At 71.4% G+C, this 13,548-nt stretch carries 11 protein-coding genes and 1 pseudogene; 5 read left to right on the forward strand and 7 right to left on the reverse strand.

The features are described from left to right. Positions 1–26 precede the first annotated feature (26 nt). Both LY625_RS12630 and LY625_RS12635 read left to right on the forward strand, forming a co-directional pair. Positions 27–2,951 (forward strand): TonB-dependent receptor, encoded by a 2,925-nt coding sequence (locus LY625_RS12630; RefSeq protein WP_233740664.1) that lies wholly within the window; start codon positions 27–29, stop codon positions 2,949–2,951. A 131-nt stretch (positions 2,952–3,082) separates the two neighbouring features. Continuing rightward, complete coding sequence (locus LY625_RS12635; RefSeq protein WP_233740665.1) at positions 3,083–3,628, forward strand: hypothetical protein; 546 nt, start codon at positions 3,083–3,085, stop codon at positions 3,626–3,628. Between the two features lie 25 nt (positions 3,629–3,653). Here the strand turns inward: LY625_RS12635 and LY625_RS12640 are convergent, their stop codons facing one another. From LY625_RS12640 to LY625_RS12655, 4 genes and pseudogenes are all read right to left on the reverse strand, one after another. Continuing rightward, the gene (locus tag LY625_RS12640) at positions 3,654–4,391 is read right to left on the reverse strand and encodes an endonuclease/exonuclease/phosphatase family protein (RefSeq protein ID WP_233740678.1); all 738 of its coding nucleotides are present in this window, start codon (positions 4,389–4,391) and stop codon (positions 3,654–3,656) included. 82 nt (positions 4,392–4,473) lie between these two features. Further along, entirely contained in the window at positions 4,474–5,376 is a 903-nt protein-coding gene (locus tag LY625_RS12645; protein WP_233740666.1) for a thiol:disulfide interchange protein DsbA/DsbL, read from the reverse strand. A 103-nt stretch (positions 5,377–5,479) separates the two neighbouring features. Then, the gene (locus tag LY625_RS12650) at positions 5,480–6,136 is read right to left on the reverse strand and encodes a thiol:disulfide interchange protein DsbA/DsbL (protein WP_233740667.1); all 657 of its coding nucleotides are present in this window, start codon (positions 6,134–6,136) and stop codon (positions 5,480–5,482) included. A gap of 308 nt (positions 6,137–6,444) precedes the next feature. Continuing rightward, a pseudogene (locus tag LY625_RS12655) lies at positions 6,445–7,248 on the reverse strand (c-type cytochrome); the annotation flags it as partial. 127 nt (positions 7,249–7,375) lie between these two features. Between LY625_RS12655 and yihA the strand changes: the two are divergent. Genes yihA through ppc form a run of 3 tightly spaced genes read left to right on the forward strand, consistent with a single transcriptional unit; the run spans position 7,376 to position 12,191 of the window. Continuing rightward, entirely contained in the window at positions 7,376–8,029 is a 654-nt protein-coding gene (gene yihA / locus LY625_RS12660; protein ID WP_233740668.1) for a ribosome biogenesis GTP-binding protein YihA/YsxC, read from the forward strand. Between the two features lie 2 nt (positions 8,030–8,031). Next, complete coding sequence (locus LY625_RS12665; protein ID WP_233740669.1) at positions 8,032–9,396, forward strand: glutamate--cysteine ligase; 1,365 nt, start codon at positions 8,032–8,034, stop codon at positions 9,394–9,396. Positions 9,397–9,431: 35 nt separating this feature from the next. Continuing rightward, positions 9,432–12,191: a phosphoenolpyruvate carboxylase gene (gene ppc / locus LY625_RS12670; RefSeq protein WP_233740670.1), complete on the forward strand. Its 2,760-nt coding sequence runs from the start codon at positions 9,432–9,434 to the stop codon at positions 12,189–12,191. Positions 12,192–12,212: 21 nt separating this feature from the next. On the opposite strand, the gene LY625_RS12675 is transcribed toward ppc, so the two are convergent. The 3 genes from LY625_RS12675 to LY625_RS12685 form a co-directional block, all read right to left on the reverse strand. Then, positions 12,213–12,608 carry a hypothetical protein gene (locus LY625_RS12675; protein ID WP_233740671.1) on the reverse strand — a complete coding sequence of 132 codons (396 nt, stop codon included), beginning with the start codon at positions 12,606–12,608 and terminating at the stop codon, positions 12,213–12,215. Positions 12,609–12,677: 69 nt separating this feature from the next. Further along, positions 12,678–13,256, reverse strand: coding sequence for a hypothetical protein (locus LY625_RS12680; RefSeq protein WP_233740672.1), 579 nt, complete (start codon positions 13,254–13,256; stop codon positions 12,678–12,680). Between the two features lie 27 nt (positions 13,257–13,283). After that, positions 13,284–13,548: hypothetical protein (locus LY625_RS12685; RefSeq protein ID WP_233740673.1), on the reverse strand; the 265-nt coding region annotated here is incomplete at its 5' end.

Here is a 13,548-nt window from a genome sequence, read left to right on the forward strand (position 1 = left end):
GACCTTGCTCATGGAGAGAGAAGTCGATGAACGCGCCCCGCCGCCGGCCCCTCGTGGCCGCGCTCTGCCTTGCCCTCGCCACCCCCGTCCTGCTGGCTCCCGTCGCGGCCTTCGCCGCACCGGCTGGGCAGGACGCCGGTGCCACCCCCACCACCCTGGACAGCGTCCAGGTCACCGGCACCCGCATCCGCAAGGCGGAGGTCGAGAGCCAGGTCCCGGTGCACTCGCTCAGCCGCGAGGACATCGACCGCAGTGGCCTGACCTCGGTCGGCGACGTGCTGCAGGAGCTCACCGGCGCGGGCTCCGCGCTCAACACCAAGTTCAACTCCTCGGGCAACTTCGGCTTCTCGCCCAACGGTGACGGGGTGGGCGCCGGCTCGGCCCAGGTCGACCTGCGCCATCTCGGGGCCAAGCGGGTGCTGGTGCTGGTCGACGGCATGCGCTGGGTCAACGAGTCCTCGGCCTCGGGCGTGGGCGCGACCACCGACCTCAACACCATTCCGCTGGCGATCGTCGAGCGCATCGACGTGCTCGAGGACGGCGCTTCCTCGCTGTACGGCTCGGACGCGATCGCCGGCGTGGTCAACATCATCACCCGCCGCGACTTCGATGGCGCCCAGCTCTCGCTCAGCCTCGGCGAATACGGCGGGGGCGACGGCCGCCAGACCGGCCTCGACTTCGCCTGGGGCTACAACACCGACCGCAGCAACCTGTTCATCGGCCTGAGCCACGTCGACCAGGACGGGATCCTGGCCAGCACCCGCGAGCAGTCACGCTGGCCGGTGCCCGGCACCGGGCTGGCCCTGGGCAGTTCGGGTACCCCGCACGGGCGCTTCATCTTCACCGACCCGGCGACCGGGGTGACCCACGACATCACCCCCAATGACGGCGCCGGCAGCCCGGTGTTCGACCGCAACCAGGCCGGCTGCGAGCGCAGCGACGACTACCACTGCTTCGGTGGCGCCGACCGCTTCAACTTCGCCACCTACAACATGCTGCTGACCCCGTCGGAGCGCACCGGCGCCTTCGGCCAGTACCGCTTCCACTTCAACGACCGGCTGCAGGGCTACGCCAAGGTGCTGTTCAACCGCCGCGAGTCGGTCAACCAGGCCGCGCCCGAGCCGATCTTCCTCGGCCCGGACGCGGGAACCGGCAATCCGCTCGCCGACGCAATCACCATTTCGGCCGCCAATCCCTACAACCCGTTCGGCTTCGACCTGGTCTCGGTGGACGACCCGGCCACGCCGGAGAACGAGGCCAACCTGGTCATGGTCGGCCGTCGGCCGGTCGAGGGCGGCGCGCGGGTGTTCGAGCAGCAGGTCGACACCACCTACTTCGGCGCCGGGCTGGAAGGCACCTTCGACGCCGGGATGCGCACCTGGTTCTGGGACCTGAACCTGGCCAGCAGCCGCAACGAGGCCGAGCAGGCCAACTACGGCAGCTACAACATCCTCAACATCGCCACCGCGCTGGGCGATCCCGCGGCCTGCGCGGCCACGCCCGGCTGCGTACCGCTGGACGTGTTCGGCGGCCCGGGCAGCATCACCCCGGAGATGCTGGCGTGGATCCAGCCGGTGGTGCGCGACCGCAGCGAGCAACGCCTGGACCAGTTCACCGCCAACGTCTCCGGCGACATCGCCGAGCTGTGGGCCGGCCCGCTGTCCTTCGCCGGCGGCGTGGAGCACCGCCGCTACGAAGGCTGGTACCGGCCCGATCCGCTGACCGTCGCCGGCCACTACAACGGCGTGCCCTCGCTGCCGACCTCGGGCGAGTACGACGTCAACGAGGCCTATATCGAGTTCAACGTCCCGCTGCTCGGGGAAGGCTTCTTCGGCAAGTCGCTGGACCTGAGCCTGGCCGGGCGCTACTCGGACTACTCGACCTTCGGCAGCCAGTTCACCCCCAAGTACGGGCTGCGCTGGCAGGTCGCCGACGAGCTGCTGCTGCGCGCGACCTATGCCGAGGGCTTCCGCGCGTCCTCCATCGGCGAACTGTACGGCTCGGCCAGCCGCGCCGACCTGCAACTCATCGATCCGTGCCTGGTCGGCGTCGACGGCAGCGCGCCCGACGGCGACCCCGGCAACTGCGCGGCGCTGGGCGTGCCTGCCGGGGCGGTGCAGACCAACCCGCAGATCTCGGTGACCACCGGCGGCAACGAGGAACTGCAGCCTGAGACCGTCCGCAGCTTCACCGCCGGACTGGTGTTCAGCCCGGCATTCGCCAGCAACGTGCGCTGGTCGGAGCGCCTGGACCTGGAGCTGACCTTCTACCGCCACAGCCTGCAGGGCGCGGTGCAGGCGATCGACGCCCAGACCCAGCTCAACCTGTGCGTGGACACCCTCGACCCGCTGTACTGCGACGGCATTACCCGCTCGTCGGTGGGCAGCATCAACGGCTTCAACAACCGGCTGACCAACCTGGGCTCCATCCGCACCGACGGCTGGGACGCCGACGTGTCCTGGAGCCTTCCGGAGACCGGCCTGGGGCGTTTCCGCCTGGCTTGGCAGAACACCTTCGTCACCCGCTACGAAGCGGTCGGCGCCGCCGGCCAGGTGCAGCCGCGGCGGATCGGCATCGAGGTCAACGACAGCGCGATACCCGACTGGACCTCCAACGCGATGCTGGACTGGCGGCGTGGCGCCTGGAACGCCTCGTGGACCGTGCGCCACGTCAGCGAACTGGAGGAGCTGTGTGGCGACGCGGTGGGCTTCCCGGTCTGCAGCAACCCGGACGAAGGCACCCACACCCTGGACGCGATCACCTACCACGACCTCCAGCTGGGCTACCGTTTCGAGGTGCTGCGCGGCCTGCAACTGACCGCCGGCGCCAACAACCTGTTCGACGAGGATCCGCCCCTGTGCCTGTCCTGCTCACTCAACGGTTACGACGCCTCCACCTACGACATCCCCGGCGGGCGCTATTTCTACCTGCGCGCCGACCTGAGGTTCTGATGCAGGATCGATGCAGGGGAATATGCGCCGGCGTCCTTGCCGGCGTACTGTTGGCGACAACCGCCGCCTGCGCCCATGACGGCGCGGCGGCCTCCGGTCCGTCCGCAAGCTCCAACAAGGGGAACGACGCAATGCCGACCATCACCACGCAGTTCGCAACGACCGTGATCGAGGGCAGGGGTGCCCGACTGGAAGTCGACTTCGACCAGGGCAGCGAGGACGTGGTGCAGGTGCGCTACCGCTTGCACAACACCGGCGGGGAGGACCTGGCGGTGTTCGACCGGGGCGACCGCCACGCGGTGCTCGCCGGCCGGCTCGAGCCGGGCGCGGTGCCCGCGCCGCTGTTCCGTGACGAGGGCGACGGCGACTACACCTTCGGCCACGTCGCCCTGCCGTTGCCGCAGCCGGCACCGACCAGCCCGCCCACTCCGTTGGCCGCGCGGCTCGCGGCCGGGCAGATGCTCGAGGGCAGCTTCCAGCTCGCCGTGCCCGGCGAGGTTCCGCGCCGGGCGCGCTGGTGCCTGGGCATGGCCCCGTTCGACCAGGCGCTGTTCGACCAGCCACAGCAGGGCGGCGGTATCGAGGTATGGCGTGGCTCGTTCGCCGTGGTGCAGGCCCAGCAGAAGCTGTGCACGCCCTGGTACGACATGGCCGCCGGGGTGTTCAAGGAAGACTGAGCCGACGCCGGCGGGCGCTGGCGCGTCAGGCCAGCGCCGACTCCGGCACGTCCAGCTCCAGCGACAACGCGAGGTGGTCGGAGTTGGCCGCCGGCATCGCGCAGGCGCCCGAGCAGGCCAGCCCGTCGCCGACCAGGATGTGGTCGATCGCGCGCTGTGGCCGCCAGCTGGGGAAAGTCGGCACGATGCACGACGGCGGCTGCAGCCGGGTCTGGCGGAACAGCGCCTGCACTTCCGGCCGGTCCAGCGAGGCGTTGAAATCGCCCATCAGCACCGCGTTGGGGTGGTCATGCAGCAGCTCGGCGATGAAGGCCAGCTGCGAGGCCCGCGAGTTCGCCCCCAGAGACAGGTGCGCCACGGCCACCAGCAGTCCGTGGCGGCCGTCGCCGAAGCGGCCCAGCAGTACGCCACGGCCGGAAATCCGCCCTGGCAGCGGGTGGTGGATGATCTCGCGCGGCTCCAGCTTGCTCAGCAGTGCGTTGGCGCTGGACGCCACCCCGCCCACCCGGCGGTTGGGCTGGTGGGTCCAGTAATCGAAACCGGCACGCTGGGCGACGTAGTGGGTCTGGTTGGTGAAGCCCGAGCGCAGGCTGCCGGGGTCGGCCTCGTTGAGGCCGACGATGTCGTAGGCACCGGCGAGCTCGGCGATGCGGTCCAGGCTCAGGCGCTTGTTGCCGGCCGGCAGCACGTGCGACCAGCTTCGCGAGACATAGTCGGTGTACCCGCGGGTGCTCGAGCCGGCCTGGATGTTGGCACTGAGCAGGCGCAGCCGGCGCGGCTCCTCCGCCGGATCCGGCGGAGGAGCGGTGGTGCCCGTTGCGGGTGCCTGCCGTGCCATCGGATTCCTATGCGCCGTCCGGCCCGACGTCGGTTTCGGCGGGTGCTTCGCCTTCGCCTGCCGGAGCGGCGCCGGCCCCACCGGCCTGGGCCGGTGCCTCCGCGGTACTGCCGCGGGCCTCGCGGCGCATGGCGATCAGGTGGTCGGCGATGCGCAGCTTGTCCTCCCAGCTGGTGCCGCCGATCACCCGGTAGCGACCATCGATGACCAGGGTCGGGGTGCTGTCCACGCCGGTGCGCTGCAGGAACTGGCGTGCGCGGTTGAGCTTGGCGTTGACCGCGAAGCTCGACATGGTGCGGGCGAACTCCTGCGGGTCGACGCCGAACTGGCCGTAGAACTGGGCGATCTCCGGCTCGGTGGATTCGTGGTCGAGCTGGCGCCGCACGTGGAAGGCGTCGAACATCGCGTCGTGGCTCTGCTCCAGGACCCCCGCCGCCTCGGCCGCGTAGTAGGCCTTGGCGTAGGGCATCCAGAAGCCGCCGAACGGCGCCGGGACCGGGATGAACTCGACGTCGGCCGGCAGGCGCGCGGCCCAGGCGGTGACCAGCGGCTCGAACTGCGCGCAGGCCGGGCAGGTGTAGCCGAAGCCCTCGACCACCTCGATGTGCGGATTGCCCGGCTTGTACGGCTGGCCGCTGGCGATCTCGACGTAGTCGGTCCCGGCGACCGGCGCCGGGCCCTGCGGCGGCACGACCGGGCCGGGGGTGCGCTCCGGCGCGGGCGCGGCCTGCTGCTGTCCGGCGGCCGGTGCGGCGGCCGGTGCGGCGGTGGTGCCGGCGGGCGCGGCGGCCTGGGTCGGCGTGGTGGCCGGTGCGGCCGGTGCCGGGGCATCCTGGCCACAGGCGGCGAGCGCCAGCGCGGCGGTGAGGACCAGGCCGAGTCGCGGCAGGTGTGGGAAGCGCAGTTTCATCGGGGTTCTCCGGTGGATCGGGTCGGGTGCGGAGGCCATGCCACCCGACCGGAGCAGCATAGCCAGCGTTCGGGAAGCGGCAGGTGTAGGGGGCGGCGTGCGTTCAGCGGCCGGCGGCACGCTCGCGCTCGATCAGCGCGTCGGTGATCCGCAGGATGTCGGCGATGGTGCGTCCGGTCACCTTGTAGCGGCCGTTGACCACCAGCGACGGGGTGCCGTCGACTTCGCTGTGCACCAGGAACTCGCGCGCCTGGCGCAGCTTCGCGGCGGTGTCGGGGCTGCGAAGGTCCGCCAGCAGGCGGTCGCGGTCGCCGCCGCGTGCGGCATAGAAGTCCGCGAGCTGCGCGTCGCTCACGCCGCTGGCCGGCAGCGTGCCGGCCTGGTGGATGGCGTCGAACATCGCGCCGTGGGTGCGCTCCGCGAGGCCCTGCGCCTGGGCGGCGTAGTACGCCCGCGCGTAGGGCATCCAGTGGCCACCGAACGGGGCCGGGATGCGGACCAGTTCGACGTCATCGGGCAGGGTGCGCGCCCAGGCCACCAGGTGCGGCTCGAAGCTGGCGCAGTGCGGGCAGGTGTAGCCGAACACCTCGGCGACCTCGATCCGGCCGGCCTGCGCGGCGAACGGGGCACCGTCCGCGATCTCGATGTAGTCCACGCCGGCAACCGGCGCCTGGGCGCCGGCGGCCAATGGCAGGGCGAGCACGGCAAGGCCGGCGGCAAGCAGCAGCCGGCGGGCATGGCGGCGAAGGCCTGAAAGCATGGAGGACTCCTGGTTCCTGTGACGGAAACGAAAACGCCGGCCGTGGGAACGGCCGGCGCTACTGGCAATGCATGGAGGGCGGCGCGGCGCGGCCGCGTTCAACCCAGCTCCGCGGCGCCGCTGTCGGCGTCCGCGGCGGTGTCGCCGTCTTCCGCCGGCACGTCCGTGTCGGCGTCGGCGCCGTCATCGACCGGCGCCGCGTCCGTTGCCGCCGGGTCGGCGGCCGGCGCCTGCGCACCATCGGCCGGCAGCCCTTCGCCATCGGCCTGGAGCGTGTCCTGCGCGGTGGGCACCTCGTCCGCGGCCTGCGCCGGGGCGGGAGCTGCCGCGGGGACCGGTGCGGCGCTGGCGACCAGGTCGTCGGCGGCCGGGTGCAGGCCTTCCATGTAGCTGGCCAGGGCGCCGACTTCCTCGTCGGTCAGGCGGTCGGCGATGTGGGCCATGATCCGGAACAGCGGCTCGCCGGTCTCGGCGCCGGTGCCATTGCGGAAGGTCTCCAGCCGCTGCTGGGTGTAGCTGGCGAACTGCCCGCCCACGTGCGGGTAGGCCGGGCCCGGGTTGCCACTGCCGTCGGGGCCGTGGCAGGCCATGCAGGCCGGGATGCCCCGGTCGGCAGCGCCGGAGCGGTACAGCTGCTGGCCGACCTCGTAGAAGCGCATGCCCTCGTACGGACCGGAGGTGACCACGCTGTCGTCGGCGACGCCGGCACCGGACTTCTGGGTCGCGAACCAGGCACCGACGTCGCGCGCATCCTGGCCGCTGAGCATGTCGGCGAACGGCTTCATGATCAGCGCCATGCCGTCGCTGCGCTCGCCGGACTTGAAGCGGGCGATCTGTTCGGCGATGTAGTGTTCGCTCTGGCCGGCAAGCCGCGGGTACATCGGGTCGAGCGAGTTGCCGTCAAGGCCGTGGCAGGCGGCGCAGGTCCCGGCCAGCGTCTGCCCGTTCTGCGGGTCGCCCCAGGTGGTCGGAGCCTCCGGGGCCGCCGGTTCCAGCGGGGCGGACTCCACCGGGGCGGTGTCCGGGATCGGGGTGACCTCGGTCTGGGCATAGGCGACAGCGGCTGCCGCCAGGGCGGCGAGGCCGATACCGAGGACGCGGGCGTGGCTCATTGGATGGCTCCGTGAAACGCTGGGGCGACGGCCGCCGTGCACCGTCGGAACCTTGGAATTATCGTTGCCGGCCGGGTACGGGTCAACGCAGGTCCCGCGGGGCCTGCCGGCGTGCGATCCTTGCGCCATGGACAACCCGCTCGAACGCGCCCGCTACCTGCTGGCCGCCCACACCCCCGGCCAGCTGCCGCCCGACGGCGGCTTCGAGGTCGCCTTCGCCGGCCGCTCCAACGCCGGCAAGTCCAGCGCGCTCAACGCGATCTGCCGGCAGAACGCGCTGGCGCGGGTCTCCAAGACCCCCGGGCGGACCCAGCAGTTGGTGTATTTCGAAGTCCCGCCGCGCGAGCAGCGCTACCTGGTCGACCTGCCCGGCTACGGCTACGCCAAGGTCCCCAAGGACCTGCAGGCGCACTGGCAGGGCTTCATCGACGCCTACTTCGCCAACCGCAATGCCCTGCGCGGGCTGGTGGTGGTCATGGACGTGCGCCACCCGCTCAGGGAATACGACCGGCAGATGCTCGGCTACGCCGCCAACCGCGGCCTGCCGGCGCACGCCATCCTGACCAAGGCCGACAAGCTGGGCCGCGGCGCCGGCGGCAACGCGATGCAAGCGGTGCGCAACGACCTGCGCCGCGAGTTCGGCCAAGCGGTCACCGTCCAGCTGTTCTCGGCCCTGGCCAAGCAGGGCCTGGACGAGGCGCGCGCGGTGATCTCCGGCTGGCTGGAACTGCGCGACGAAGCCGGTCCGGCCCTTCCCCAGACAGACATCAGCGCGAGGTAGCCGTGTCCGGTCCCAGCCACGTCGAGCAGGAAACCCTGCATTCGCGCGAGCAGCTGCTCGGCTATCTCACCTCCGGCATGCGCCGCCGCGACGACTGGCGCATCGGCACCGAGCACGAGAAATTCGGCTTCCGCCACGACACCCTGCGCCCGCCCGCCTTCGACGGCGAGGGCGGCATCGAGGCGCTGCTCGAGGGCCTGGTGCAGTACGGCTGGCAGCCGGTGCGCGAGCACGGCCGCACCATCGCGCTGACCCGTGGCGATGCCTCGGTGTCGCTGGAGCCGGCGGGCCAGCTGGAGCTGTCCGGCGCGCCGCTGGCCACCCTGCACGAGACCTGCCGCGAGGCCGCCAGCCACCTGCGCGAACTGCGCTCGGTCGCCGAGCCGCTGGGCGTGGGTTTCCTCGGGATGGGCTTCCAGCCGCTGTGGAAGCGCGAGGACATGCCGTGGATGCCCAAGGGCCGCTACGCGATCATGCGCCGCTACATGCCCACCGTCGGCAACCTCGGCCTGGACATGATGACCCGCACCGCGACCGTGCAGGTCAACCTGGACGTGGAGTCCGAAGCCGACATGGTGCGCAAGTTCCGCGTCGGCCTGGCGCTGCAGCCGGTGGCCACCGCGCTGTTCGCCGATTCGCCGTTCACCCAGGGCCGGCCCAACGGCTTCCTGTCCTACCGCTCGCACATTTGGACCGACACGGACCCGGACCGCACCGGGATGCTCGACTTCGTGTTCGAGGACGGCTTCGGCTACGAGCGCTGGGTCGACTACCTGCTCGACGTGCCGATGTACTTCGTTTACCGCGAGGGGCGCTACATCGACGTTGCCGGCCAGTCCTTCCGCGACTTCATGGACGGCCGCCTGCCGGCGCTGCCGGGGCAGAAGCCGACCCTGCAGGACTGGGCCGACCACTGCACCACCGCCTTCCCCGAGGTGCGGCTGAAGAAATACCTGGAGATGCGTGGCGCCGATTCCGGCCCCTGGAACCGCATTTGCGCGCTGCCGGCGTTCTGGGTCGGGCTGCTGTACGACGACGACGCGCTGGACGAAGCCTGGGCGCTGGTGCGCGACTTCAGCATGGAAGAGCGCAACGCGCTGCGTGACGGCGCGCCGCGCCATGCGCTCAAGCTGCCGTTCCGCGACGGCACCCTGCTCGACCTGGCCCGGCGCGCGCTGGAGATCTCCGCCCGCGGCCTGGGGCGGCGCGCCCGGTTCAACGACAACGGCGTGGACGAGCGCATCTTCCTCGGTCCGCTGATGGAGATGGCCGAGGCCGGCGCCACCGCCGCCGACCGCAAGCTGGAGCTGTTCCACGGCGCATGGCAGGGCAGCGTGGAGCCGGTGTTCCGCGAATTCGCTTACTAGCCGGTCCGGCGCGCCGCCTGCGTTAGGCTGCGCCCATGAGTGCAGACCACAGTGCAGCCTCCGGGCCGGACACCGGCCCGGCCCTGCGCAGCGTCGAGTTCGGCCCGGCCGACGAGCTGCTGCGCGAGGACGTCAACCAGCTCGGCGCCCTGGTGGGGGCGATCCTGGCCGACCAGCGCGGCCAGCCGTTCCTCGACGAGGTCGAGGCGCTGCGCCGGCTGGCCGTGCGCCGCCGCGAGGACCGGGCCCCGGTGGACGTGCTGGTGGACGCCCTGGCCGACCGGCCGGTCGACGGGGCGGCCGACCTGGTACGGGCCTTCTCCACCTATTTCCAGGCAGTGAACCTGGCTGAGCGGGTGCACCGGATCCGCCGCCGCCGCGACCACGAACGCGCCGAACACGGGGTACAGCCCGAAGGCCTGCACGACGTGGTCGGCCGGCTGCAGGAGGACGGCGTCGATGCCGCGGGCCTCGGGGCACTGCTGGAGCGCATGCGCATCGAGCCGGTGTTCACCGCCCACCCCACCGAGGCGGTCCGCCGGGTGCTGCTGCACAAGGAGCGGCAGGTGGTGCAGGCGCTGCTGGCCGATCTCGACCGCACCCTGACACCGCCGGAACGCCAGCAGGCCCGCGAGCGCATCCGCGTGGCGCTCACCGCCAGCTGGCAGACCGCCGAGGCGCCGTCCGCGAAGCCCAGCGTCGCCGACGAGTTCGAGCACGTCGGCTTCTACCTGTCCGAGGTGTTGTACCGGGTGTTGCCGGACTTCCTCGAGGTGTTCGCCGACGCGGTGCGCGCGCGCTACCCCGGGGTGGCGGTGCCCGACGCGGTGCTTGGCTTCGGCAGCTGGGTCGGCGGCGACATGGACGGCAACCCCAACGTGGGCGCCGACACCATCGCCGACACCCTGGCCACCCAGCGGGGCCTGGTGCTGGAAGCCTACCGCCGTGACCTGGCGCCCCTGGCCGACCTGCTCAGCCAGTCGCTGGGGCGGGTGGAGGTGGACGCGGCGCTGCTGGCCCGGCTGGCCGAGTACCGCACGCTGCTGCCAGGCGCGGCCGCCGGCCTGCACCCGCGGCACGTCGACATGCCCTACCGCAACCTGCTGTTGCTGATGGACGAGCGCCTGCGCCTGACCGCGGACGACGCCGCTGGCGGCTACCCGGAGGCGGCCGCCTTCGTCGCCGACCTCGAGCTGCTGCTGGCCAGCCTGCGCGACAACCGCGGCGCCAATGCCGGCTGCCATGCGGTGCAGCGGGTGCTGCGGCGCGCGCGCTGCTTCGGCTTCCACCTGGCCAGCCTCGACCTGCGCCAGGAGTCCTCCGCGCACGACGCCGCGCTGGCGGCGCTGCTGGGCGAGGACGACTGGGCCGGCCGCGACGTTGATACGCGTGCAACGACACTGCGCGCGCTGATCGACGGCACGCAGGCGCCGGCCGACCCGGCGGCGCCCGGCGCCGCCCCCACCCTGGAAGTGTTCCGCACCGTCGCCGCCCTGCGCCCGCGCTACGGCGAGCGGGTGTTCGGGCCGTACATCGTCAGCATGAGCCGCTCGGCGGCCGACGCGCTGGCGGTGCTGGCACTGGCCCGCATCGCCGGCTGCGTCGAAGGCGGCCAGGTGCCGCTGGACGTGGCACCGCTGTTCGAGACCGTGGACGACCTCGATGCCGCCGCCGACACCCTGCGTGCGCTGTTCGGCGATCCCGAATACCGCGCCCACCTGGAGGCGCGCGGCAACCGCCAGGTGGTGATGCTCGGCTACTCCGACAGCGCCAAGGACGGCGGCATCGTGGCCTCGCGCTGGGCGCTGCAGCGTACCCAGCGGGCGCTGCTGGAGCTGGCGCGCGAGAGCGGCGTGCGCATCGCCTTCTTCCACGGCCGTGGCGGCTCGATCAGCCGCGGCGGCGGCAAGACCGGACGGGCGGTGATCGCCGGCCCGCGCGGCTCGGTCGACGGCTACCTGCGGCTGACCGAACAGGGCGAGGTGATCCACCGCAAGTACGGCATCCGCGCCATCGCCCTGCGCAACCTGGAGCAGACCACCAGCGCGGTGCTGCGCGCCAGCCTGCGCCCGCGCCCGGCCGACGGCCGCGAGCAGGCGTGGTCACGGATCGCCGACCGGCTGGCCGGCGACGCCCGCCGGCACTACCGCACCCTGGTGCATGAACATCCGGATTTCCCCGCGTACTTCCGCGCGGCCACCCCGATCGAGGTGATCGAGCGCCTGCGCATCGGCTCGCGGCCAAGCAAGCGCGGAGGCAGCGGCGATGTCGACGCACTGCGGGCGATTCCCTGGGTGTTCTCCTGGGCGCAGAACCGCTCCGGCCTGACCGCCTGGTACGGGGTGGGCACCGCCCTTGAGCGGGCCATCGACGCACACGGCCTGGACGCCCTGGCCACCATGGCGCGCGACTGGCCGTTCTTCGGCACGCTCATCGACGATGTCGAGATGGTGCTGGCCAAGTCCGACCCGGGGATCTTCGAGCGCTATTCGCTGCTGGCCGCGGCGCTGCCGCAGGGCGACCTGCACGCCCGGCTGCACCCGGGCATCGCCGCCGAATTCCGGCGGACCGTCGAGGCGGTGCTCGCGATCAAGGGCGCCGGCGAGCTGCTGGAGGGCGACCCCAAGCTTGCCCGCTCGATCCGACTGCGCAACCCCTACGTCGACCCGATCAGCCTGCTGCAGGTGGACCTGCTGGCGCGCTGGCGTGCCGAAGGCCGCCCCGACGACGAGCGGCTGCATGCCTTGATGGCGACGGTGAACGGCATCGCGGCCGGGATCCAGAACACGGGCTAGCCGCGGTCCTCGGTACCGGCTTCAGGATTCCTGGGCCTGGTACTGCTTTTCCTCGACGAACTCCGACCCGGCGAGCTGGTTGATGCGGTTCTTCGCCGCGACCCGCTCGCCGTTGCGGGCGGCGACCGCACGCGCCAGTTCGACGAATTCCGCATCGAAGGCCTGTGCCGCTTCCTTGGCACGCAGCGCATCCTGCACGTCCCACATGCGCTCGTTGGCCGCCTTCAGCTCGGCGTAGACCGGCCCGAGCCCGGGCTTGCCGGCCAGCTGCCCGCGCCACAGCGGCAACAGGCCACCGAGCTCCAGCTCCACGTGGGCGCGCTTGGCCGTATCGCCGATGCGCTCGGCCTTGATCTGCAGGATCGAGACCTTGTCGGCCAGCTCGCCGACCGATACGGGAACGAGGATGGTCTGCATGGGGCTTACCTCAGGGGGGCGGCAACGGGACGGACGCCACGATAGCGTACGCTCGCTCCAACATGATGCTCATGACGCCGCCGGCCGTTCTTCGGAACCGTCAGGCGGCTGGGCAGCAAGGCGCGCTTGCCTCAGGAGCCTGCCGGACACCAGGAGGTTCTTCGCCGGGACGATCAGACCGGACTCGAAGGGAGTAAACAGCACCGTCATGACAAGCATGGGAACCAAGCCGATGGTCCTGGCGCGCGGATCGAGGATCCGGCAGGTCCTGTGAACGGCAGTTGCGTACGCGATCACGGGCGGGACGGTGATGAGCGCGAGCAGGACCGCCACGGCCACCGTCGTCCTGGAGGAGCCGTTGAGTGCCGTGATGACCATCGCGGAAAACCAGGCAACGTGGATCGCGTAGCTTTGAAGCAGGCGTTTCCGTTGCCGCTGTAGCGTTTTGAGTACGGATGATTCCACGGCTCGTGCCTGAATCAAGCTGCGCCGCGCCGCGCTGCGAGAAAACGCCCGCAGGCGATGCGATACAGCGCCCACCCGACGAAGCTCCAGGGCACGGCCGCCATCAGATGCCCAGCGCGACGAGCACAGCGGCGATGGCTGCACTTCCGCGAAGAACGGCGCGGGCGGTTCTTGCCCCGGCATGACGGAATCCGTGGAGTGGGGCCTGCATCACTGGGGCAGCCAGCCCGAGGCGTATGGAGGTGCGCAGCGTTCAGCCACTTCAGGATAGCCACGCTCGGCCCAATCCGACGGCATTTCACCACCCCCGAATGAGATCTGATTCCCGAAGTGATAGATCGTCCTAGTCCCGGCGTTGCGCAGGTAGTAGCCGGTGGAGTCTTTGCCAAGCTCGGTGCCCCGGTGCCATAACACGGTCCTGGCCCGAATCCCATCCGGCGAAGCAACCCTTACGCAGCCGCGCTCCACGACGAGG

Source organism: Lysobacter sp. GX 14042, assembly GCF_021390425.1.
GTDB lineage: Bacteria > Pseudomonadota > Gammaproteobacteria > Xanthomonadales > Xanthomonadaceae > Novilysobacter.